This window comes from Paraburkholderia phenazinium (assembly GCF_900100735.1).
GTDB lineage: Bacteria > Pseudomonadota > Gammaproteobacteria > Burkholderiales > Burkholderiaceae > Paraburkholderia > Paraburkholderia phenazinia.
This window is the reverse complement of the sequence record NZ_FNCJ01000011.1, coordinates 221,849-246,362: the sequence shown is the minus strand read 5'-3', so window position 1 is coordinate 246,362 and position 24,514 is coordinate 221,849. Positions and strand designations below refer to the sequence as shown.

Below are 24,514 nucleotides of genomic sequence, written 5' to 3'. Positions count from 1 at the left end.
TTATTGAAATGAAAATTGTAACTCTTAGCACCTATTCTGCTGATGAGCCGCTTCACGGTGGGCAGCATCGCTTGCATAACATCGCGCAAAGCTATCAGGACGCAGGCAACACCGTACAGATGGTGGGTGTCTTGGGAAGTGAGCTATACCCAGCTGCGAAGGGATTTTTGCCATACCCGGGCATGCCTTCATTTGCGCCATATATTGAAAATTCCGCATTGATGGATGATTGGGCGATTGGCCAGCTATTTGAGCGAGATGATCAATATTTCAATCAACTCGCGGATTTGATTGAAGCCGAGCCCGATGTTATTCATGTCGAGCAACCTTGGCTATTTGGATTTGCCAAACGATACGTTTCGCAGCGAACGAATAAATCTGCAAAGATAGTTTACGGTTCGCAGAATATCGAGCACGAGCTTAAGTACAAGATCGTCAAAACGTATCTTGGCGTGGAGCTTGCCGAAGACGCACGACGAAGAGTGCTTCGCTGCGAGCTAGCCGCAATTGCCGGATCCGATGCAATCTGCTGCGTATCGGAAAATGATCTTGACTGGACCCGCAAGCATGCACGCGTAGAGAGTGTGCTTGCCGCGAACGGAGTGAAACGCAGAGACGTTACCGAAGCGGGATTGAGGGAGGCTAATAAAATTTCTGGCAACAGAAAATTTGCTTTGTATTGCGGTAGTGCTCACCCGCCAAATATCACAGGCTTTTACGATATCTTTGGTAAGGGTCTGGGATGCATTGCTCCAAATGAACGGATTGTGATTGCAGGCGGAGCGGGCGAGAGTATCAAGGGTGATCCGCGCTTCCCCAAAACCGCAGGCTTGGGGAATGCATGCGTCGTTGCCGGCATGGTTTCAGAAGACTGCTTGCAAGGGTTGATAGAAACGGCACATAGCATAATCTTGCCGATAACTCAGGGTGGTGGGACCAACTTGAAAACCGCCGAGGCACTATGGGCTGGCAAGCACATTGTTGCGACGCCGACGGCCATGCGCGGTTTCGAGCAGTTCTCCAAATCTCCAGGGGTGTCCGTTTTCGACGAACCCCCGCGGTTTTTGAGGGCACTGAGAGAGCGTATGAGCGCTCCGGCCAACGTCCTTACTCCAGACGAGAAAGATCAAAGAGAGTGCGTGCTGTGGGAGAACACGTTGCGACCTCTGGTTTCGTTGGTTTCCAGACTTTAAAAGTCAATTATTGATTATGGTTATGTCAGAACACAAAAGCGATCCAATAGTCTGGATGAACGTTACGACCAGCGCAAATTGGACGCGTCCACCGGTCGGAATTGTGCGAGTCGAGCAGGCGCTGTGTGAAGAACTGCTGAAAGCGCTCGGCCCGAATCGTTTCAAGGCCTGCGTTTGGCTGGACGGCGAATTTGTTGAGTGGGTGCCATCACAGCCGGATGAAGATGTAGCGACTGAGAAAGTGGTGGATATGCTGCTTCCGCGCACGCCATCTTTTACCATGGCAAGAAACTTCATTGCCCGGGCGATCAGGAAATTTGAGGTGGATAGGGATAAGTCTGACGAGAAAATCAATGGCTCGCTCGATATTCGTATTCCGCTTTCTACGAAAAATCGACTGAAGCCAAAGGCTGGTGATGTATTGATATCCGTCGGACTGGATTGGGATCAGCCTTATACGGCAGAGTTTCACAATTTGACCAGTCAACGGGGGATCAAGGTAATAACTTGCTGTTACGACTTGATTCCGGTGTTGTTTCCCCAGTATTGCGTCGGCGATGTGGCGAGCCGCTTCAAGGAATACTTCAACTCGCTTACTTGGGGTTCCTCTGGTGTCCTATGTATTTCTGAGCAGACGAAGCGGGACTATCTGAATCTTTGTGAGCAATTGGGAGCCCCGCAGCGGCCCACCTGCGTGATACCACTAGGTGACAATGTGCCGAAGAATATTGGTGACGTATCCAGTCAGTTGGAGCAACTGGCGTCCGAGCCGTTTATTCTGTTTGTTTCAACGATTGAGCGTAGAAAAAATCACGAAGTCCTCTACCGTGCGTATCACTTGCTGAGCAAGGCTGGGCACGCTAACAAGCTACCCAAGCTTGTTTTCGTTGGGATGCAGGGTTGGGGGGTGGGCGATCTACTCAAAGATGTCGAGCTCGATCCGCTGACACAAGGATTGATCGTTCAGTTGAATCACGTGAACGATGCAGAGTTGAATTTGCTCTACACAAAGGCAGCATTCTGCGTATATCCGTCCCTTTATGAGGGGTGGGGGTTGCCTGTGGGCGAAGCGTTGGCGCTAGGAAAAGCTGTATTGGCCTCCGATCAGGGTTCTCTTCCGGAGGTTGGCGGCGAAATGGTTCGTTATTTGTCGCCATGGGATCCTCAGGGCTGGGCCGATGCCATCCTTGAGTTGGTGACCGATCCTCAAATCGTCGATGAAATGGAAGCGCGCGCAAGTGAATCGTATTCGGTAAGAACGTGGAAAGAAACTGCGAGCGCCGTGGTGGGTTTTATTAAAACTATCACGAAAGAAGTGAATAGCGAGCCGATTGTTCTTTATCCGGGGTATGACTTTAGTACCCAGGTTGGGTTGCATGTGGGCGACCGCCTGCGCAGCGTGGGGCAACCTGGGTTTTTGATGTTTGGACCACATCGACCGTTGAGAGCCGGACATTACGAAGTCTCGATCATCGCCACTTCTGGGAAGGCGAATCAGGGCGGCATAACGCTCGATTTTGTTGCGAATGGTGGGGAAGACTGCTACTGGAGTGGAGAGGTACAGGCATCCCAATCCGGAGTCGGTGCGGAGAGCTCGCTCGCTTCTTTCGAAGTTCGTCTGGATCATGATATAGATGATTTTGAAATTCGCTGCATGGTCGATTCTGCCGCTCTGGATTTGAAAAAAGTCGTAATCGAGAGATTGGCCTGATAATCGCGAGTTGTTCGAGGCTGTGTCTGTCCGAAACGCAATCCGATTGCCGTGAACAATGCGGGAAATTGAGATTGCGTTAGCCTCACCTTTGTCTCGTCACGGGTGTCTCGGTAGATTGTTGAATGGCCGTTGAATAAGCGCCGGAAGTTATTGATTGAAGTGCCGGTGCTTTAAGTGGAATGTTGCGTTGGGAGTGCAGCCAATTGGATTGCTATGAGTAGAATTGCGCCATTTTCGGGTCGGATTGTATTCGACCACTTGGGTAAGACAGGCGGAATGGCCATCACATCATGGCTGACGAATGCTTTGGGCGCAGGCACGGTGACGCCTGATCTAAACGGAAATCACTCGGAGCTCTTGCGTGGTTACGGTGGACTTTTCCCAATCATTAGCGCACATATTATCTTTGATGGAGAGCTGGATCCTCGTTATGACTATATCACTCTATTGCGTGATCCAGTCGATCGAGTGCTGTCGTGGCTGTTCTACGCTGAAAATACTGTTCCTGATACACCGGAATTTCAGCGTCATAAGAATGGCGCGCGAAATTTTTTGCAGAGTAATGGAGAGATTGTCGATGATGAAATTCGGTCATCAATTTCGAATTACTATGTAGAGCATTTTGCGCAGATTCAGCGATTTTCGTCTAATATTTTCGATGGAAAAGTTGCTGCAGCTTTACAGTCATTGAGTGATTTTAAAATTGTAGGTTTGTATGAGGATTACTCGTCCTTTCTTTCTGATGTGTCCGACCTGGTTTGCTTGCCTGACCCAGGCACTATTGCCACGGTGAATCCTACAAACCAGCGGCCTAAGGTAAGAGAAATATCGCCTGCCCTGCGTGAACGGATTGTCGAGCTGAATCAACTTGACATACGCCTGTACGAGGAGGTTGTCGGATGGAAGGTGTCAGCCGGACAACGTCAGTCACGCAAGGATGTCACGTCAGTCGCATCGAAGTGGCAAAAGTACGAACCGGTCCGTGATCGAGTGATCACCACGCCAGATATCACGATTTTGACCGCGGCGTTACGGGGTGAGGCTGTCGTTTTTCACGGGGACTTGCTGACTTTCGATGTGGATTTTTTCTTGTCGCGACAGGTAGCCGATCTTGAGATGGGTGTTCACGTCTTCGATAGCGATCGACGTTGGGCCTTCGGTATCAACAGCTCTTTGTTGGATCAATGCCATCAGGACCTGCCGCGAGGCACATATCGTGTCATCCATCATCTGGTTGCCGATTTGCCGGCTGGCTCGTACACGGCAGGTTTTGCGTTTTCGGAAAAGGTTGGTGATGGCGTGCGTGACCTCGCCTGGTACGACAAGTTATGTGAATTTGAGGTGCATCACCGTGTGGAACGCCCCTTTGCCGGATATGCAAATCTGTCTGCTGAGATTGCGCTGACGCCTCTAGCGTCCGGTCTGGAGAGTCCGGTCGTCGAATATGCGTACGGCAGTGTCGCGCTCCGGACGCCCCCCGTTGAGATGGTTTCAGGCGAACACGTGCGACTGGACGTTGAAATAACTAACCACGGCGATCGACGGTGGATTGGAGATGGTTCGTGCCCGGTAAGGCTGTCCTATCACTGGCTTGGAATCGAAGGCGAAATGGCCGTGTTCGATGGTGAGCGAAGCTCCTTGCCCGATGGCGGTGTTCCAGCTTGGAAAGCCGTGATGACAAGTATGAGCGTCGTCGCGCCACCTGTGCCAGGACGCTATACGTTAGTACCAACGCTGGTGCAAGAGGGGCTTGGCTGGCTTGAGGAGATCGGGCTTGAAACGGCGGCTTACACCGTCGTCGTGACAACGGGGTGCGAGGTTTTGCCGGGGTAAGCACGTTTCTCTCCGGGATCTGAATGCATCGCGATCTTACTGTCGGGTAGAGAGTCCGGTTGTGAGACGCGATGGGTTCCTTTTCTATAACTAATGAGTTTAGTAAGTACGAGTACAAAAATGAAAAAAACAGCAGTCATCACGGGCATTACTGGACAAGACGGCGCTTACCTCGCCGAACTTCTGTTGGGAAAGGGCTACAAGGTTTACGGCACCTACCGCCGTACCAGCTCGGTCAATTTCTGGCGGATTGACGAACTGGGCATTGGTAAGCATCCCGATCTGCATTTGGTTGAATACGATTTGACCGATCTGGGCTCGAGCATTCGTTTGCTTCAGAACACTAAAGCCACAGAAGTCTACAACCTGGCTGCGCAGAGCTTCGTTGGGGTTTCATTCGATCAGCCCGCAACAACCGCACAGATCACCGGCATTGGCCCGCTGCATCTGCTCGAAGCGATTCGTATCGTGAACCCTGAGATTCGCTTCTATCAGGCAAGCACTTCTGAAATGTTTGGCCAAGTGCAGGCAATCCCGCAGGTGGAGAGCACGCCGTTTTATCCGCGCAGCCCGTATGGTGTTGCGAAGCTGTATGCGCACTGGATTACCGTCAACTACCGCGAGAGCTACAACATCTTTGGTAGCAGCGGGATTCTGTTTAATCACGAGTCGCCGTTGCGGGGGCGCGAATTCGTGACGCGCAAGATCACCGATAGCATCGCAAAGATCAGTCTGGGCAAGCTCGACGTTCTCGAGCTTGGCAATCTTGACGCCAAACGCGACTGGGGTTTTGCGAAGGAATACGTCGAGGGGATGTGGCGGATGCTGCAAGCAGATAAGGCGGATACCTATGTGCTTGCAACTAACCGCACCGAGACGGTGCGCGATTTCGTTACGATGGCTGCAAAGGCGGCGGATCTTGAATTGGTATGGGAAGGTCATGCCGAGAACGAGGTCGGCTTTGAGCGCGTGAGTGGCAGACCGCTTGTGAAGATCAACCCAAAGTTCTATCGCCCCGCCGAGGTCGAGTTGCTGATTGGCGACCCAGCAAAGGCTCGCGAGGAGTTGGGGTGGCATCCCGGCACCACGCTTGAGCAGCTTTGTCAGATGATGGTTGAGGCAGATATTCGCCGCAATAAAGCTGGCTTCTCCTTCTGACTATGTCCAAGGTTTTGATCACCGGGATCGGTGGGTTCACGGGCCGCCATCTTGCAGCGGAACTGGAGGATGGCGGTCACGAAGTGTGTGGTATCAGCCATGGTCCCAAGGCCGGAGCGCGCTGGCCCACTTATACGTGCGACTTGCTCGATCATGGCACGCTGACAGAGTTGCTCGCGCGCGAGCGGCCCGATGCTGTTGTTCATCTTGCTGCGATTTCTTTCGTCGCGCATGGTGACGCTAGCGCCATCTATCAAGCCAACGTGTTAGGAACCCGTAATCTGCTGAACTCGGTGGTTGCGTCGGGTTGCTCGCCGCGGTCGATATTACTTGCTAGCAGTGCCAACGTGTACGGCAACTCCGATCGCGAAGTTATCGATGAACACGTGCCCCCTGCTCCAGCGAACGACTATGCCGTTAGCAAGCTAGCGATGGAATACGTTGCGAATCTTTGGCGCGGCAAGCTCCCGATCACGATAGTGCGTCCGTTTAACTACACCGGCATCGGACAAAGCCCGAACTTCCTTTTGCCGAAGATTGTCGATCACTTTCGGCGAAAAGCGCCGCTGTTGGAACTGGGCAATCTGCATGTCGTTCGGGATTTCTCTGACGTACGAATGATTGTCCGCGCTTATGGCCGATTGCTACACGGTGACTTTGCCGGGCAAGTTTTCAACGTCTGCTCGGGGGCGGGACATGCATTGCTTGATGTGCTAACAATAATGAAAGAATTGACCGGATTTCAGCAAGAAATTCGAGTCAATCCGGCCTACCTTAGAAGCAACGAGGTCCATAGGCTGGTTGGTAACGGCGGGAAACTTCAACGAGCCATTGGTACGTTGCCTCGCATCTCGCTGCGCGAGACGCTGAGCTGGATGCTGGAGAGTGCCGCTTGAAATTGATCTTGGCGGTAGATGCACTCATCCCGCCGTTGACCGGCATTGGCCGGTACGCTTGGGAACTGGCGAGCCATTACCAGGCCTGCTCAAAAGAGTTCGACTCGATTCGCTACTATTTCGCGGACCGTTGGATTGCAGATCCTGCCGATATGCTGCAAGGTTTGGGATCTGAAGCGGTCACGCCGACGCGCGATCGTGGCTTCTTTCGTGCACCGAAAAGCTGGCGTCGATGGCGGATGCAGCGCGATTTGCGCCAACATGTATTCCATTCACCGAATTACTTCTTACCGGAGTCGGTTGATGGTGGAATTGTGACGGTGCATGATCTTTCCGTGTTCAAGTACCCGGAGACCCATCCAGCTGCACGGATCAAGCATTTCGAAAGCGGCTTTGCGTCGACGCTCAAGCGTGCTGCTCATCTGATTACGGATTCTGAAGCGATACGCGCCGAGGTCATCGACTATTTTGGATGGTCGCCGACGCGAATCACAGCGATCGGTTTGGGGGCGCGGCAGGAGTTTCGCCCTAGGAGCGCCCACGAGATAGCGGCTGAGTTGAACGAGCACGGCCTGGTCCACGGCGAGTATTCGTTGTGCGTTTCCACGCTCGAACCGCGCAAGCGGATTGACCGTCTACTTGCCGCGTATCTGGATCTGCCGTCCTCACTGCGTACCCGCTATCCATTGGTTTTAGCCGGCAGCACGGGGTGGTTGAGTGATGCTTTGCGGGAGCAGATCGAGCGGGGCGAGCGCGAAGGCTGGCTGAGGTACCTTGGCTTTGTCGAAGAGGCATTCCTCCCGTTGCTTTACTCGGGAGCAAGGGCATTTTTGTTTCCGTCGATATATGAGGGTTTCGGTCTTCCGGTGCTCGAAGCAATGGCAAGCGGCATACCGACTTTAACGTCAAACTGTTCGTCGTTGCCGGAAGTTGCAGATGGTGCGGCATGGCTCGTCGAACCGGACGATCATAAGTTGCTGCGCGATGGTATCGAGTTGGTATTGTGCGACGAAACCTGGCGGCGGGCCGCAACCGCACGCGGCTTACACGTCGCTAGCACGGTGAGTTGGGAGCGTTGCGCAAAGCGGACGCTCGCGGTGTGTCGACGCTTCGGTTGAGCTACCTTTGACGGTCGAGTTCTGCTATCAAGGCTTTTAGTTGCTCGGCACTCGCGGACCACGTCAGTGATTTCATTGCGTGGCTGGCGGGTGCAGCGCCGCGTTCGAGCTCGCTTAACCACCGTGCCAATTGAGGCGCGAGTTCGGCGCCAGTCTTTGCAGTGAAATAGGCCGCATGGTTCCCGGCGACTTCTCGGAATACGGGGAGATCGCGAAGCAATGCGGGCATGCCGTATTGCGCGGCTTCGACCAATGGTAGCCCGAATCCCTCGGCTTCAGACGCCATCACGAGGCCGTCGAGTTCAGTGTAGAGCTTTGTCAATTCGACGTCGTCGGTATCGGCGAACCAGTGCAGGCGCTTGCCGTTCTCAGGGTGACTTCTTAGACGGTCGATGAGCGCGTTGACGTGCCAGCCTTGCTTTCCCGCGATGATCAATGTTGATTTGACGCCGTCTTTCCACAGTAGTTCGAAGGCGTCGAGTACCTGCGCATGACCTTTTCGTGGCTCAATTGTGCCTACCATCAGAACAGTGGGGCATCCTGACAATTGGTTTCGACGCAGTGAGCGTGATGCGGCATTGTCTGGCAGAATGTCGCTGCTTGGCAGATCGGCTCCAAGGTGAAACCACCGGGCTGAAACCGCGGCATCGCTTAAGCCGAAGCGACATCTCATGCTGTCGCGCACTTCGTTTGAAACCGAGTTTGAGATGCAAAACAGGGCATCTGCGTGGATCGCCAGTGTAGACAGCCAATGCACGAACGACCGGCGCCCTCGTTGTGTGAACCAATGAGGATGAAGCAGCGGTAACAAGTCGTAGACGACGAAAGCGCAGCGCACCCCCGTTGCTTGCCACTGGAGCAACTCGAACTGGCGCCGGGGCAAAATACGACTGGTCAAATCGAGGCCGACGAAAATATCACCGTTCGATACTTGAACATACTCGTCCTCCCCGGGTGGCCCGGATGAGGTTAGAGATGCGACATAGCTGTTCGCGTAGCGATATCGTTGTTTTCTCGTCGCACGTACTGGCCGAACCTCGAATCCGGGTAGCGGTACATTCAGCAGTGGTAGCAGCAGGGACCGGACGACGCGTTGAATCCCAGTGCCCGCGTCATGCGAAGCGATGATCGACACGTCGATGAGTAACTGTCGGGCGCCGCGCTGCTCGACATCGTTAGTCGGCCGAAGCGCCATCACCGCGCGCCTTGCAGTTGCAACCTTGCGAGGTAGCAACCAGATAGCGACGAATTGTAGCGCTGCCGCCTTGAAGGTCTTGATCAGGTGGTGCACGGGCAATAGAACGCGAGCGGCCTCAACTCACGCTTTCCTGATAAAACGTAAAGGCTTCCTCGACTTCGTCGAACGTGTGCAGCTTACCTTGCACAAGTACGGCAGCCCGGTCGCAGTGTTCTCGGATGTATCCGGCATCATGGCTCACAATGATGAGCGACCTGTCCTTGCGCCGTTCGAACAACTCATGATGACACTTCTCGTGAAAACGGCTGTCGCCGACAGCGACGATTTCGTCGATCAAGAAGCAATCGAATTCGACAGCCATAGAAATAGCAAAGGCAAGTCGTGCTCGCATGCCGGCCGAGTAGCTCTTGACCGGTTCGCGTAGATAGTAGCCAAGTTCCGAGAACTCTTGAACGAACGGCTCTGCGGCCTTTGCGTCGGCACCGTAAACCCGGCAAATGAAGCGCAGGTTGTCCATGCCGGTCAGGCTGCCCTGAAATGCCCCGCCAAATGCTAACGGCCAGGACACGCTCATGCTGCGGCGAATCTTGCCTGCGGTCGGCAATTCCGCTCCGCTGATCATGCGGATCATCGTCGACTTGCCCGCACCATTTCGACCGAGGATGCCAATTTTCTCGCTTGGGTTGACGCGCAAGTTAATCTTGTCGAGAACGCGGCGTCGGCCTTGACGTGTGTGATAGTCCTTGCAGACTTCTCTCAGCTCGATCATTCGGGTTCAACTCGCTTGCCGGCATCCCGGACGAGGTATAGGCCGAGTAGCATCAGAACCATATCGCATGTGACCATGTAACCGATATCGTAGTGAGGTTTAACCAGCGATCCGAAGTATCCGCCGCGCAACATCTCGGTGCCGTGGACCATCGGCAAAATTAAAATTACCTTCTGGAATTTCTCTGGCAACCAGTCGACCATGAAAAGCGCGCCGGAAAGTGGGAACAGCACGTATGCCACCGTATGCCATACACGTTCGACTGCTTCGCTGCGCTCACTCAAAGCACCAATGACAAAACCGAGCCCACTGCCGAAAAAAGCGAGGAAGATCCAGCCGCCGAGGATCATCGAGATGTTTTGCGGAGGCTGCATCATCCCGACAGTCACGAAAAATACCGTCAAGAATACGAATGACATCGTCGCGCCGGCGATCTCCAGCAAAACCCGCGCCATGAAGAGATCGATGACGCGCACGTTGCGGTGATAGAGCAGTGACTGGTTGGGTTGAATGGCCAGTCCGCAGCGATTCGCGCAGTTACGCCATAGCAGAACCGACGAGTACCCCGTAACGGCGAATGAAGTAATCGGAAGTGACGACCCGTGCGTTGCTTTTGAAATGGTCCACAAGCCGAGCACACCCAGCGTAAACATCATTGGTTCGAAAAATACCCACAGAAAGCCAATGTTGTGTCTGCCATACCTTGTCAAGATCTCTCGCATCAAAAGCGCTCCCACAACGCGCCTTTGAATCTGCATGGACCTCAGTAGGGGAGTATCGTGATGCACGCTGTCCAATCCTCAGTCGTGGTGCTCGCGTACGCCCGCGAGCAGCAGACTCAACACGCCCCAAGCAATCATCCCGAGCGCAAAAACCTCAAAAATCCCCTTCAACCGCTTGGGCTCGATCGCCACATCAGGCGTATTCGGCTGCACCAGCCGTTCAAGATACAGCTGCTTGCGCTGAGCCTCGGCGCGAGCATTCTCCAACGCCGCCATGGTCGAAGCCAACTGCTTGTCGGCAAACTGGGAATCGAGCTGCAGTCGTGCATAGGCAGCCGCTTTGTTGGACAACGAGTTTGCGCCACCCGTTACGCCGCCGGTTGCTTCCTGGATCTGCTTTTCAAGTGTCGCAATGCTGGTCTTCAGCACCGGAATCTGCGGGTTTTGCGGAGAGATGGACTGCAACTGGATCAACTGTGTCTGCGCTGCAAACATTTGCGTCTGCAAGCTTGTGACCTGTTGCAACTGCAGGGCCGACTGTTTCTCGGGGTCGAAGACTGTGTACGAGTTCCGGTACGAAGCGAGTGCTGCCGCCGCGTCCTTCGCCTTGGCCGCAGCCAGATCCACCTGTTGCTGCGCGAATTGCACTGTGTCGACGGCCGCACGCTCATTCATGCGGTTGATCAGACGCTCGCTCATTTCCAGCAGCGTTTCGTTGATCTTCGCCGCGTCGCTCGCCGTATAGGCGCGAACCTGCAAGGTCGTGATCGCCGAGGTCGAATCCAGATCCACGGAGACAATGTGCTTGCCGTAGTATTTCCACAACGACTCGAAGCTTCCGTCTAGATGCCGCGAAAAGTGGCTTAGGAAGTCGCCGTGATTGCCATAAGCGTCGACAATGTAGTCACCCCGATTCAGTTCCTTGAGCGCGTCCCGGGACTGGATATAGTCGATCACCGGGTACGTGTCGTCTTGTGCTCGCGAAAAGCCAGTGCCCTGGAGTAGTGCGCCGACCACGCTTGTCTGGCTTTGCCGTTGCGGACTGCGTACCACGAAGCGGGATTCCGACACATAGATATCGGAGGCGATTACCCCGAAGTACAGGATGGCGATAGCAGTAGGCACCACGACAGTCAACGCAAAAATCCGGTTGACTCCCTTGATACGTTCGACGAGACCCTTCTTCTTCCCCGAGGGCGGCAGTGCCGCTTCATTGTTAGCTACGGTTTCCAACTCGTCTTGTCCAAACTGAATGGCTCTTTCAAATCCCTTAATGCGCCATTGGCGAAATCGAGGGAAGAGCAGAAATTACAGCAAAATTCCGCGGTAAGTTCTCGCGGAAACGTTTGAGACGGGGCCGCATGGTTGCGTTACCCCAGTGTGTCATTACCGCTTGGCGGCGCTTAGCCACGTGCGCTCAAGCGGACTGGCCCATACCCGGAGCTGCAACGCTAAAAACTTGAGCGAAACGCTAACGGCGGCTGATTATAGCCACCCCGTACCGACTGTGCTATCACCCCTGTGGTCCTTACGTCATATTTCCAGTTTTTTCTTTTTGTTTATGCTTGTTCCATCCCGTAATGTTGTATCCTTCGTCCCTTAGAATCACAACGCTACTAACCAGAAATCCAAGCTGGGCTAACGTCACCGGGTGGGCTAACGTCACCGGGGAAATAGCTTTTGCTAACGGGGCCCCCTTTGGCGAGGCCCGCGCTGCTACTCGACGTTTCTACATGCGCCGCTCCTTCTTGGCCCTGCAGGGCACGGCTTCGCCGTTTTTTAGCCGGCTCGCAGTTGCCTTGCGTGAGCGTGGTCATGCTGTGCGGCGGGTTAATTTCTGCGGTGGCGATCTGATTTATGCGGGCGGCGGTGACGCCTGGAATTTTTCCGGCCGTTCAGGTGATTTACCCGAGTGGTACGCCAATGTTCTGAATCTCGGCGATTTTACAGATGTCATTTTGTTCGGCGATTGTCGCGAGATTCACCGTCCCATGCATCCGGTTTCGCAAAGCAAAGGTTTGCGCGTTCATGTATTCGAGGAGGGTTATGTTCGTCCTCATTGGCTCACATTAGAGAAGCATGGCGTCAATGGCCGTTCGCAATTGCCGAGGGATCCCGCCTGGTATCTCGCACAGCGTAGTGTGACGCCAGCCAGTCCGGCCGGTATTCCCACCGGTTACAACCTCCGTGAACGCGCCTTTCACGACATCCGCTATCGCGCCGCCAATACGCTTTACGCTAAACAGTTCCCGCATTACCGCAGTCATCGCCCGCGCAACGGCTTCTTCGAATACTCGGGCCTGGCGGCGCGCGCGTTGCGACAGCGTCAGCATCATCGCGACGCGGAGCAGGTCACGCGCGAGCTGCTCGACGGCGCTCATGCTTATTACATATTTCCACTGCAACTGAACTCGGATGCGCAGATCGTCGTTCACTCGCCGTTCAATGGTGTTCGTGACGCCATTGAAAAGGTGTTGCGATCGTTCGCGCGGCATGCGCCGCCCGAGACGTTGCTGGTCATCAAGAACCATCCGCTCGACACAGGCCTGATCGACTATCGGCGCTATGGGGAGCAACTCGCTCGCGAGCTGGACATCGCCGGGCGTCTGCGCTTTATCGACGCGGGCCACTTGCCGACCCTGCTCGACCACGCGCGCGGCGCCGTCGTCGTCAACAGCACCGTCGGTTTGTCGGCGTTGCACCACCGCCGTCCCCTCATCGCACTCGGCACCGCGATTTACAGCATGCCGGGTCTGACCTGGCAGGGCACGCTAGACGACTTCTGGCTGCACGCGGAGCAGCCGGACATGCATCTCTATCAGTCGTTTCTGGACTATGTCGTCCACCACACCCAGATCAACGGCGACTTCTACACCCGCACCGGCATCGCCATGGCGACAGCGGGCGCAGTGCAACGTCTGGAAAGCGCCCTATGAGTAAAGGCCTGCCACGTCACATCGTCATCACGGGCGCAAGCGCGGGCTTGGGGCAAGCGCTCGCGCTCGCCTATGCGGCGCCCGGGGTGGTGCTTGGACTGGTGGGCCGCGACGCAGCACGGCTGAAGGCGTGCGCATCCGCATGCCAGGCACGCGGCGCCCAGGTTGAGACGGTGCTCACGGACGTGCGCGACGCCGCCACGATGCAGGCCGCGCTCGAACGCTTCGACGACACTTTCCCCATCGACCTGCTGATCGCCAACGCCGGCGTAGCAAGTACGCTCGCGTCGGCAAAGGACTGGGAAGAACTGGAACGCACGGCAGCCATCGTCGACACCAATTTCTACGGCGCGATGCATGCCGTCCTGCCGGTCGTCGCCCGCATGCGTCCGCGCCGTCACGGCCAGATTGCGCTCGTCAGTTCCATCGCGGCGTTGCGCGGCATGGCGATTTCGCCGGCCTATTGCGCCAGCAAGGCTGCGCTCAAGGCTTACGGCGACTCGGTGCGCCCGCTGCTGGCGCGCGATGGCGTGCGTCTGTCGATCGTGTTGCCCGGTTTCGTCAAGACGGCCATGAGCGATGTGTTTCCCGGCGACAAGCCATTCCTTTGGTCTGCAGACAAGGCCGCGCGGCATATTCAACGAAAGCTGGCAGCCTGCCGCTCGGAAATCGCGTTTCCTAACCTGCTCGCGTTCGGCATGTTGCTTCTGACCTTGCTACCCGCCACGCTGGCCGACGCGATTCTCGGCAAGCTGTCGTATCTGCCTCGCGAGGAGCGCTGATTGACGGGCGCGCTTGCACTGAGTCTGGCCGCGACCGCGGGCCTCGCGCTGGCGCCCGACGCGCTGGCCACCCCGCGCGCGGCATTGCGCCGCCCTCTGGCCGCGCTTGCGCTGCATGCGCTTGGTGTGATCTTCCTGTGCCTGTGCATGTTGCTGGCTAGCGGCCGCGTCCTGTTCTCCGAATTCGTCGCGCTCGCTCTCGTCGCCCTGATGGCCGGTGTCAGCAACGCCAAATACGCGTCGTTGCGCGAGCCATTCGTCTTCACCGATCTGAGCCTCTTCAGCCAGCTCTTTGCGCATCCACGTCTCTATCTGCCGTTCCTGAGCCCGGCCACGGTCGTCGCGATCGTCGTTGGCGTGGCTTTTCTGGTCGGTGGCTTTTTGCTCGATACGCCGCTCGCCTCGCGTCCGCTCGCGGCCGCAAGTCTCGCGGCGCTTGTCTGTCTGTCTGCGGCCTATCTGCTCGCCGCACGCTTGCCGCTTTCGCTGAACCCGGTCGAAGACCAGCAGCGTCACGGCTTCTTCGCGGTGTTCGTCGCGTATCTGTTGAACGGTTTGCAACCGGCCACGTTGCGAGCCTTCCGTCGCGCGCTGGAAGACGGTCCGTTCGCAAACGGCGCGCCCTCGTCGCATCCCGACGTGATCGTGATTCAAAGCGAGTCGTTTTTCGACGCGCGCCGGGTGGATGGCTCGATCACGCCTTCGATCCTCACGCATTTCGATGTGGCAACGTGCGAGTCGTTCGAGTACGGTGAGCTGAGCGTGCCGGCGTGGGGCGCCAACACCATGCGCACTGAGTTCGCCATGCTGACGGGCTTGTCGGAGTCGCGGCTCGGTTACGCGCGCTTCTACCCGTATGCCTTTGTGCGTCACGCCTGCTCGTCGCTGGCATCGTGGTTCCGGCGCGCAGGCTATCAGACGCTCGCGATTCACCCGTACTACGCGGATTTTTTCGGCCGCGAGCGCGTGTTTCGCCTATTGCATCTCGACCGCTTTCTCGACATTGCGTCGTTCGCCGGCGCGCCGCGCGTGGGTCCCTATGTGGCCGATGCGGCGGTCGCCGACGCCATCATCCGCGAACTCGATGCGCCGCGCGACAAGCCGGCCTTCATCTTCGCGATGACCATGGAAAACCATGGCCCCTTGCATCTCGAAGCGGTCGCAGCGGGTGAGGGCGCGGCATTCCATCCGCACGGCGACGCCGCGCCATGGCGCGACCTGACCGCTTACTTAAGACACCTTGCCAACGCGGACGCGATGATCGCGACGCTGCTTGCCTATCTGCGCAAGCGGCGGCGTGACACGGTGCTGTGTTTTTATGGCGATCACGTGCCGGCTTTGCCGCAGGTGTTCGCGAAGCTGGGCGGCGAGCCTGCCCGAAGCGACTACTTTATCTGGCGGAATTTCGGTGAAACACCCGCCAGGCAGCAAAATCAGCGCGTCGAAGCACTCGGCGCCGCGTTGCTTCGAGCTATCGAAGCGGGCGGTTTGAGCGAGACTTCGGCGGGCACGTTGCACACGACTAAACAACGATGACCAAACCGATTGCAATAGTGGGGATGGCGTGTCGCTTCCCTGGCCGCGTCAATGGACCGGACGATTTCTGGACCTTGCTGCGTGAAGAAAAGGATGCAGTCACGCAGGTGCCGCCTGATCGCTTCGGCACGGAGTTCTATCAGCATCCGTCGAAGCGCGAGCCGGGCAAGAGCTATACGTTCTCTGCGGGCGTGCTCGAGGATGTGGCGGGTTTCGATGCCGCCTTCTTCGGCATCTCGCCGCGCGAAGCGCAGCAGATGGACCCGCAGCAGCGCTTGCTGCTGGAGCTGGCGTGGGAAACCTTCGAGGACGCAGGCTTGCGTCCGCGCGATATGGAAGGCCGCAATTGCGGTGTCTATGTCGGTGTAGCGAGTCCGGACTACGGCTATCGCAGCATGGACGACATCGCGACCGTCGATCCGTATTCGGCCACCGGCAACACGCTGAGCATTGCCTCCAATCGCCTGTCGTATCTGTTCGACTTGCGCGGACCGAGCATGTCGGTGGATACCGCGTGCTCGTCGTCGCTGGTCGCTTTGCATCAGGCTTGTCAGGCGCTGCAGGCAGGCGACGCGGAAGTCGCGCTGGCCGGTGGCGTCAATCTGCTGATGCATCCGTTCGGCTTTGTGACTTTCTCGAAGGCCTCGATGCTTTCGCCGACCGGCCGCTGCCGGGCGTTCGATGCAGCCGGCGACGGCTACGTGCGTGCCGAAGGCGGCGCGCTGGTGCTGCTGAAGCCGCTCGAGCGCGCCTTGGCGGACGGCGACACGATCCATGCTGTGATCGCGGGCTCTGGCGTCAATTCGGATGGTTATTCGCAGGGCGGCATCAGCGTGCCAGGCGCAGCCACCCAGGCTGCCTTGCTCAAGAGCGTGTATGAGCGTGCCGGGGTCGATCCGCGTTCGCTCGCCTACCTGGAAGCGCACGGCACGGGTACCGCCGTAGGCGACCCGATCGAGGCGCGTGCGTTGATGGAAGTGGCAGCGGCGGGGCGCTCGGCCGACCGGCCGCTTCTGATCGGTTCGGTGAAGACCAACCTCGGTCACCTCGAAACGGCTTCCGGTATGGCCGGCTTGTTGAAGGCGGTGCTGTGCCTGAAGCATCGCGCGGTGCCGAGAACCCTGCACTTCAAGACGCCGAATCCCGAGATCGATTTTGCGGGTGGCAACCTGCGTGTGGTCGACCGCTTCACGCCGCTCGCTGCGGGGGACGAACCGCTTGCCATCGGCGTGAATTCGTTCGGCTTTGGCGGGACGAACGCCCACGTCGTGCTGCTGGAAGCACCGGCGCAGACGACGTCGGCCGCAAGCCCTCGTACGACCGATAGTGGCGCTGCCACTGACGCGCCTTTGGCGCCGCTCGTCCTGAGCGGGCGCTCGGCTGCCGCGTTGCCGGAGCTAGCGGCACTCTATTTGCGCAAGCTCGAAGACGGCGCGTCATGGGACGCGCTTGCGGTCCGTTCGGCACGCCACCGTCAATGGCTCGACCACCGGGCGATCATCGCACCGGCGAACGACGCGGAAGCTCGTGCCGCACTGACTGCGCTTGCCGCCCCCAGCGACGACGTGACGCTGCCCGCGCTCGTGCAGGGTCAGGCGCCCGGTGACGATGCGCGACTGGCGCTGGTGTTTTCAGGGAACGGCTCCCAATGGGCTGGCATGGGCCAGCAACTGCTCGCCCAGGAACCGGTCTTCCGTGCCGCGCTCGATGAGGTCGATGCCTTGTGGTGCGCCGACGGCAGTCCGTCGCTGGTCGACGTGCTGCGTGCTGGCGTCAGCGCCGAGTGGCTCGAGGCCACCGAGCATTCGCAGCCGCTGCTGTTCGCGATTCAGGTCGGCGTGACGCGCGTCATCGAGGCGCGTGGTGTGCCGTATGACGCGTGTCTCGGCCACAGCGTCGGCGAGGTCGCCGCTGCGTGGGCGGCTGGCGCGCTGTCGCTGACGCAGGCCGTGCGCGTCATCAAGATTCGCAGCCGTGCCCAGGCGCTCACGCGCGGCACGGGTCGCATGGCTGCGGCCGGCCTCGGTGAAGCGGCGATGGCCGCGCTGATTGCGCAATTGAATGTCGGCGGCGCGGTCGAGATCGCCGGCGTCAATAGTCCGCAGTCGGTCACGCTGGCGGGGTCCTTGGCGGCGCTGCAGGTCATCGAAGCGTCGTTGCGTGAAACCGGCCAGTTCTTCCAGATGCTCGATCTGGATTACGCCTTCCATAGCAGTCAGATGGACCGCATCCAGCCTGCTGTGCTGGACGGTCTGCATGAGCTGGCGCCGCAGGCCGGCGCGCACCGCTTCGTCTCGACGGTAACGGGCGCCGACCTGCAGGGCACGGCCCTCGATAGTCACTACTGGTGGCGCAACATTCGCGAGCCGGTGCGCTTCGGCGACGCGGTCGCTCATCTGATTGAGGACGGTGTGCGGCTCTTCCTCGAAGTCGGTCCGCACTCGATTCTGCGCACCTACGTCAAGCAGACGCTCGATCACGCGAAAGTCACCGGCCGCTCGCTGCCGACGCTCAAGCGTCATCACGATAGCGCGCAGATGTTGCATCACGCGATCTTTGCCGCCATCGCCAATGGCGCACGGGTCGATCTCGAACGCTTCGCGCCCGCCGTGGCCGGCGCCGCGCAGGTGACGCTGCCGGCCTACCCCTGGCAGCGTGAGCGCTACTGGCTCGGGCCGACCGCCGAAGCGTACAACCTCGTCAATCGCACGCGCGAGCATCCGCTGCTCGGCTATCGCCTGCGCGAACATACGCTCGCGTGGGAAAACCAGTTGGACCCGCTCAAACTCCCCATGCTCGCCGATCACGTGGTCGACGGCGGGGTGGCATTCCCCGGTGCGGGCTATGTCGAGATGGCGCTGGCGGCCGCTCGCGTGCACTTCGGCACCGAAGCCGTCGCGCTGGAGAACCTCGAAATCCGCCTGCCTGTGGTGTTCGCGCCGCAGCATGCCAAACTGTTCCGCTTCAGCGTCGATCCGCGCACCGCGAGCTTCACGATCGAAACACGCGACCGTATGACGGATGAGCCGTGGTCGCTGAACGTGACCGGTCGTCTGCTGGCGAGCGGTTGTGTGCTGAACGACACGTCGCTCGTGCCGGCCGCATCATTCGAACGCCTGCTGGCCCAGCCGGCCATGGCGGGCGAGACGCTCTACGCGAGCACAGCGGCGATCGGCCTGAGCTACGGCCCGGCGTTCCGCTGGGTGCGCTCGGTGCGCATGGCGGACGATGCCGCGCTAGCGGAAGTGGCGATTCCCGAGGCACTCGCCCGATCGCCAGAAGCGCTGGCGGCTTATGTATTGCATCCGGCGCTGATGGACAGCGGCTTCCATCCGCTGTTCGCCTTGCTTGCCCCGGAACACGCGCAAGCCGGCGCGGATCGCGCCGCCTATGTGCCGGTGCAACTGGGCCGTATCGACTATCTGCGCGGCGACTCGATTCGCTATGTGCTGGCGCGCATCGAGCGGCGCAATCCGCATTCGGTGGTGGCGTCGTTCGAGTTCGTCGATGCGCAAGGCCGCATCGTGGCGCGCCTTTCCGCTTGCCGCTTCCGTCGCGTCGACCTGATGGGCCGGCGTCAGAACGGCCCGGCGCGCTATGCCTATATCGTCGAGGCGAAGCCGCGCACCGACCAGCTCGATGCGCAAACGCTGCCGCAGCCGACGGCACTCGTCGAAGCGGCAGTGGCGTCGCTCGCGACACGTGAAGACAGCGCACGCCGTACCGCGCACCTGACGGAAATGCTGCCGCTGCTCGACGTGCTCGCGAGCGCCTACGCGCTGCGTGCACTCGACGCACTCGATGCGTTTGCCGCGCCCACGTTGCCTGCCTCTGCGCATCCGGCTTTGCTGACGCGTCTTGCTGCGATGCTGGTGGAAGACGGTCTGGCGCATTGGGAAGGTCAAAAGCTTGTGCGTGACGACACCGCATGCGCAGGCCTGCCGCCGCTCGAGGAGCTGTGGCGCGATTTGCTGGCCCAGTCTCCCGCGCACGTCGCCGAGCTGACGCTGCTGGCGCACTGCGGCGCAGCGTTGCCGGCGGTCTTGCGGGGCGAGGTGAGCGGCCCGCAGATCCTGGCGCCCGCACGCAGCAGTCTGGTCGAGCACTTCTTCGACGCGTCGCCGAGCTGGACGCACGTCAACGCCTTGGCGGGCGCTTGCCTGCAGCAGGCCGTCGACGCATGGAATCAGCCGCGGCGCCTGCGGGTCCTCGAACTCGACTCGCCGCATAGCGAGGTTCTGCAACCGCTGGGCGTTCATGTGGCGGTCTCGCGTTGCGATTACACCATCGCCGGTACCCACGAACAGCTCGGCGGCTTCGACGCGAGCGAGCACCCGTCGGTGCAGACCGCCTGTGTCGAATTCGGCGATCAGCCGAGGCTGTCCAGCATTGCCGATGGCGCACGTTATGACGTCGTAGTGGCGAGTCACGTGCTCGCCGCGCAGTCCAACCCGCGTGCGCTGCTGGCCGCCATGCGTGGCTGGCTCGCACCGGGTGCACTGATCGTTATCAGCGAAGCGCGCCGCAGCCGTCTCGCCGACATCGTGTTCAATCTCGATGCCGACGCGTCGAGCGTGCCGCAGACGTCCTGGCTTGCCCCGGCCGAACTCGTGCATCTGCTCGAAGAAGCGGGCTTCGAAAGCGTCGCCCGTCATACCGAGCAGGGTATCGACCTCGAAGGTGCGCCGACCCTGGTGGTCGCGCGTCAGCCGGGTGGCGGCGCGCAGGCCATTGTGCCGACGAGCGACGCAGACCAACTGGCATCGACAGCGCCGTCCGCACCGAAGCGCGCCCCGGCGCACTGGACCCTGCTGCATGCGCAAGGCGCCGGCGCGTTCGGCGACGCGCTGATGGGCGCATTGCTCGCAGCCGGACAGGAGACGTCCGTGCTGACGCTGGCGTCGCTGGATGACGCGCACAGCCTGCAAGCCGTCGCCGCTGCGAGTCCTGGTCTGTCGCATCACCTTGTGTTCGTCGCGCCCGATCAGGCGCTGCTAGCGGATGCCGACGGCGCGGATGTGATGCTCGCCCAGCGACAGACTTCGCTCGCACTCGCACGTGTGGTGCGCGCGCTTGGCTCGATCACGCATCTGACCTTGCCGAACCTGTGGATCGTCACCCGTGGCGGTGCGCCGCTCGCGACACCGTTCACCGATGCGGCAGCGCTGCGTCCCGAGCAGGCCACCTTGTGGGGGCTCGGCCGGGTGCTGGCCAATGAACATCCGGAACTGGCATGCCGGCTGGTCGATCTCGACCCGGCCTGTCACAACCCGGCTCAGGTCCTGACGCAGGAACTGCTGGCCGCCGATCCGGAAGAGGAAGTGCTGCTCACGCAACACGGCCGCTACGTGCCGCGCATGCTGCCGGCGGCGAGCGCCGAGCGCCGCAGCCCGCCGGCTGCGACGCTGCAGGCGCGCACCGAAGGCGTCGTGCTGGGCTTCGAGGCCCCCGGGTCGCTGCGCAACCTCGAATGGTTCGTGCTGCCGGAACGCGAGCTGGATGCCGACGAAGTCGAGATCGAGCCGGTCGCAACCGGCCTGAACTTCCGCGACGTGATGTATGCCATGGGGCTGCTCTCGGACGAGGCGGTTGAAAGCGGCTTTGCGGGCGCCACCATCGGCATGGAGCTGTCCGGGCGGATCGTGCGCGTAGGTCGCGACGTCAACCGCTTTGCACCGGGTGACGCGGTACTCGGTTTTGCACCGGCTTCATTTGCGACGCGAGTCCGCACGCGGGCTGCGGCGATAGGCCATAAGCCGGAGCGGCTCACATTCGAAGAAGCGGCGACCGTGCCCACCACCTTCTTTACCGCCTACTACGCACTGTGCGAGCTGGCGCGTTTGCGCCGCGGCGAGCGCGTGCTGGTGCATGGCGGTGCAGGCGGCGTCGGGATTGCCGCGATCCAGCTGGCGCTGCATCTGGGCGCCGAAGTGTTCGCCACGGCCGGCAGCCGCGAGAAGCGCGAGTTCGTGCGCCTGCTCGGCGCCGATCACGTGCTCGATTCGCGCAGTCTGTCGTTTGCCGATGAGATCCGCGAGCGCACCGGCGGCGCGGGCGTCGATATCGTGCTCAACTCGCTCGCCGGTGAAGCGATGGTGCGCAGTATCGATACGCTGCGTCCGTTCGGCCGTTTCCTCGAACTCGGCAAGCGCGATTTCTACGAAAACAGCAGCATCGGTCTGCGGCCGTTCCGCAACAACATCAGCTACTTCGGCATCGACGCCGATCAGTTGATGAGCGTGTTGCCCGAGCTGACCACGCAGATCTTCGACGAAGTGATGCAACTGTTCGCTGACGGCGTGCTGTACCCGCTGCCGTATCGGGCATTCCCGGCCGAACGGGTCGAAGAAGCCTTCCGTCATATGCAGCAGGCGCGCCAGATCGGCAAGATTCTGGTGACCTATCCGGCCGGCACACCGGCGCCGAAGCACAGCGCCAAGCCGGCTGCGGTCCTGCAACTCGATCCGGCTGCAGCCTATCTGATTGTCGGCGGCACGGGTGGGCTGGGCTTCGCCACGGCCCGCTGGATGATGACGCGCGGCGCGCGGCACCTGACGCTCGCGAGCCGCTCGGGTGTGCTGACGCCGGAACTGGCCGAGCAGGCCGCGCGCTGGCGTGCCGAGAGCGGCGTGCAGGTGCATGTCGCAGCCTGCGACGTGAACGATGCCGCCGCGCTCGATACCCTGCTCGCCACGATCGCCGCACGCGGTACGCCGCTCAAGGGCGTGCTGCATTCGGCGATGGTGATCGACGACGGTCTCGTGCGCAACCTCGATGACGAGCGCTTCGCCGCCGTGCTGGCGCCGAAACTGGCGGGTGGCTGGAACATGCATCGTGCGACCCGCGATCTCGCGCTGGATTTCTTCGTCGTCTATTCCTCGGCGACGACCTTCCTCGGCAATCCGGGCCAGGCGAGCTATGTGGCCGCCAACAGCTTCCTCGAAGCGCTGATCGCGCAGCGCCGCGCTGCAGGTCTCGCAGGCACCTACATGGCGTGGGGACCGCTCGACGATGTCGGCTTCCTGGCGCGCAACACGGAGACGCGCGAGGCGCTGCAGGCGCGCATCGGCGGTCTGTCGATCTCGTCGGCGGAAGCGCTGGCCGCGCTCGAACGCGCGATCCTCGAGATGCGCACCGGCGAGGCCGTCGTACGCCTCGACTGGAACGCGATTGCGCGCGGCATGCCGGCGGCGCGAGCCTCCCGCTACGCCGAATTGCACGGGCGCGGCGGGAACGAACCGGCACGCGACGGCGGCCTGCAACTGCGTACACAGATCGTTGCGTTGCCGCTCGCAGACGCGCTGCACCTCGTCGAAGAGACCTTGCAGGCGCAGATTGCCCGCATTCTGCATATGTCGCCCGAGAAGATCGAAAAGGATCGTTCCGTGCTCGACATGGGGATGGACTCGCTGATGGGCATGGAACTCGGCATGGCGGTCGAGGAGAGCTTCGAAGTGAAGCTCTCGGTGATGACGCTCGCCGAAGGCGCAACGGTGCAGTCGCTGGCGCGCAAGATCGTCGAATCCATCGTCGATCAGGCAAGCTGCGACGACTCGCAACTGGGCGCCATGGAAGCACAGGTTGCCGCGCTCGCTGCACAACATGCGCTCGACGTGGACGCCGGCGCGCTGGCCGATGTCGCCGCGGCAGTGGCCAACGAGTCGCAGGCACGAGCCGCTGCCGTGGAGACGCTCAAATGAACGCACCAGCCGGCTGGTGTAACGGGGCAGGTACGCTCGCCCGCCCACTCGAATTGAGCGGGCGCGGATTGCATACGGGGCGGCGCGTGCAGGTGCGCATCCTGCCTGGCGAGCCGGCAGCTACGCCAGCGGGTGAGCTAACGACTGAACCGCGCGGGATCGTGTTCCGCCGCATGCAGGCCGGGCGTGTGCTCGCGGAACTGTCTGTGAATCCGGCACTGCGTCGCGGCCAGCCGCTTTGCACGATGCTGCAGGACTCCGACGGCGTCGGCGTGCGCACGGTCGAGCATTTGCTGGCGTCGCTGCTTGCCTGCGAGATCGATCATGCAACCGTCGAACTCGATGCCGAAGAAGTGCCTATTCTCGACGGCAGCGCGGCGCCGTGGGTCGAGGCCATCCGCGCCTGCGGCCGCGTGGCGCTGCCTGACGCCAAGCGCTTCATTCGCGTGCTGCGTCCGTTGACGGTGACGGCCGGCGAGGGCAGAGGCCCGGCCCGCCGCATGAGCGTGGAACCGTCCGAGCGCTACGAGATGAGCGTGCGCAACGACCTGAAGGGTTTTGGCGAACTCCACTGGGAGGGCGCCATCACGCCCGAGACGTTCGCTACCGAGATTGCCCCGTCGCGTTCGTATGGACGCGTCAAATGGGCGGTGCCGGCGATCGTGGCGGGCTATCTGCGCGGCACGCCGATTTTGCGCGGCGCGCGGCCGTCCTGTACCGCTGCGATCGTGGGCAACAGCGTGCTCGGCGGCCTGCGCATGCCGGACGAGTTCGTGCGGCACCGGGTGCTCGATCTGGTGGGCGACCTGGCGCTGGCGGGTGCGCCGTTGCTTGGCCGCGTCACCGCTTTGCGGCCCAGTCATGAAATGAATTTCCGGCTCGTTGCCGCCCTGCTCGCCGCACGCGACGCATGGGAGTGGGCCGAGTTTCCAGCCTCAACCCCGTTCATCAAAGAGTAG

The 24,514-nt window shown here is 60.0% G+C and carries 15 protein-coding genes; 11 read left to right on the top strand and 4 right to left on the bottom strand.

Annotated features, from left to right (window positions below):
• Window positions 1-8 precede the first annotated feature (8 nt).
• The 6 genes from BLQ92_RS23960 to BLQ92_RS23935 all read left to right on the top strand — a co-directional run bounded on the left by BLQ92_RS23960 (window position 9) and on the right by BLQ92_RS23935 (window position 7,912).
• Window positions 9-1,193, top strand: a complete 1,185-nt coding sequence (locus BLQ92_RS23960) for a glycosyltransferase family protein (RefSeq protein WP_090687163.1) — start codon at window positions 9-11, stop codon at window positions 1,191-1,193.
• Between the two features lie 22 nt (window positions 1,194-1,215).
• Window positions 1,216-2,904 carry a glycosyltransferase family 4 protein gene (locus BLQ92_RS23955; protein WP_090687161.1) on the top strand — a complete coding sequence of 563 codons (1,689 nt, stop codon included), beginning with the start codon at window positions 1,216-1,218 and terminating at the stop codon, window positions 2,902-2,904.
• A 279-nt stretch (window positions 2,905-3,183) separates the two neighbouring features.
• Complete coding sequence (locus tag BLQ92_RS23950) at window positions 3,184-4,740, top strand: Wzt carbohydrate-binding domain-containing protein (RefSeq protein ID WP_175772676.1); 1,557 nt, start codon at window positions 3,184-3,186, stop codon at window positions 4,738-4,740.
• A gap of 120 nt (window positions 4,741-4,860) precedes the next feature.
• Entirely contained in the window at window positions 4,861-5,898 is a 1,038-nt protein-coding gene (gmd, locus tag BLQ92_RS23945; protein WP_090687158.1) for a GDP-mannose 4,6-dehydratase, read from the top strand.
• Window positions 5,899-5,900: 2 nt separating this feature from the next.
• Complete coding sequence (locus tag BLQ92_RS23940) at window positions 5,901-6,794, top strand: NAD-dependent epimerase/dehydratase family protein (protein ID WP_090687156.1); 894 nt, start codon at window positions 5,901-5,903, stop codon at window positions 6,792-6,794.
• Complete coding sequence (locus BLQ92_RS23935) at window positions 6,791-7,912, top strand: glycosyltransferase family 4 protein (RefSeq protein ID WP_090687154.1); 1,122 nt, start codon at window positions 6,791-6,793, stop codon at window positions 7,910-7,912. The genes BLQ92_RS23940 and BLQ92_RS23935 overlap by 4 nt, the downstream gene beginning before the upstream one ends.
• Window position 7,913: 1 nt before the next feature.
• Here the strand turns inward: BLQ92_RS23935 and BLQ92_RS23930 are convergent, their stop codons facing one another.
• From BLQ92_RS23930 to BLQ92_RS23915, 4 genes are read right to left on the bottom strand one after another with little or no spacing between them, the layout of a single operon-like run.
• Window positions 7,914-9,203 carry a glycosyltransferase family 4 protein gene (locus tag BLQ92_RS23930; RefSeq protein WP_341807008.1) on the bottom strand — a complete coding sequence of 430 codons (1,290 nt, stop codon included), beginning with the start codon at window positions 9,201-9,203 and terminating at the stop codon, window positions 7,914-7,916.
• Between the two features lie 22 nt (window positions 9,204-9,225).
• Window positions 9,226-9,879 (bottom strand): ABC transporter ATP-binding protein, encoded by a 654-nt coding sequence (locus tag BLQ92_RS23925; protein WP_090687152.1) that lies wholly within the window; start codon window positions 9,877-9,879, stop codon window positions 9,226-9,228.
• Window positions 9,876-10,637 (bottom strand): ABC transporter permease, encoded by a 762-nt coding sequence (locus BLQ92_RS23920; protein ID WP_175772677.1) that lies wholly within the window; start codon window positions 10,635-10,637, stop codon window positions 9,876-9,878. Before BLQ92_RS23920 ends, BLQ92_RS23925 begins: the two co-directional genes overlap by 4 nt.
• A 42-nt stretch (window positions 10,638-10,679) precedes the next feature.
• Window positions 10,680-11,804 (bottom strand): KpsE/RkpR family capsule polysaccharide export protein, encoded by a 1,125-nt coding sequence (locus BLQ92_RS23915; protein WP_425194950.1) that lies wholly within the window; start codon window positions 11,802-11,804, stop codon window positions 10,680-10,682.
• A gap of 530 nt (window positions 11,805-12,334) precedes the next feature.
• Here BLQ92_RS23915 and BLQ92_RS23910 point away from each other — a divergent pair.
• The 5 genes from BLQ92_RS23910 to BLQ92_RS23890 are packed head-to-tail and all read left to right on the top strand — an operon-like array spanning window position 12,335 to window position 24,514.
• Entirely contained in the window at window positions 12,335-13,537 is a 1,203-nt protein-coding gene (locus tag BLQ92_RS23910; RefSeq protein WP_090687147.1) for a capsule biosynthesis protein, read from the top strand.
• Window positions 13,534-14,319: an SDR family NAD(P)-dependent oxidoreductase gene (locus BLQ92_RS23905; protein ID WP_090687145.1), complete on the top strand. Its 786-nt coding sequence runs from the start codon at window positions 13,534-13,536 to the stop codon at window positions 14,317-14,319. The genes BLQ92_RS23910 and BLQ92_RS23905 overlap by 4 nt, the downstream gene beginning before the upstream one ends.
• Window positions 14,320-15,855, top strand: a complete 1,536-nt coding sequence (locus BLQ92_RS23900; protein ID WP_090687142.1) for an LTA synthase family protein — start codon at window positions 14,320-14,322, stop codon at window positions 15,853-15,855.
• Window positions 15,852-23,555, top strand: coding sequence for a type I polyketide synthase (locus BLQ92_RS23895; RefSeq protein WP_090687140.1), 7,704 nt, complete (start codon window positions 15,852-15,854; stop codon window positions 23,553-23,555). The genes BLQ92_RS23900 and BLQ92_RS23895 overlap by 4 nt, the downstream gene beginning before the upstream one ends.
• Entirely contained in the window at window positions 23,552-24,514 is a 963-nt protein-coding gene (locus tag BLQ92_RS23890) for a UDP-3-O-acyl N-acetylglycosamine deacetylase (protein ID WP_090687137.1), read from the top strand. Before BLQ92_RS23895 ends, BLQ92_RS23890 begins: the two co-directional genes overlap by 4 nt.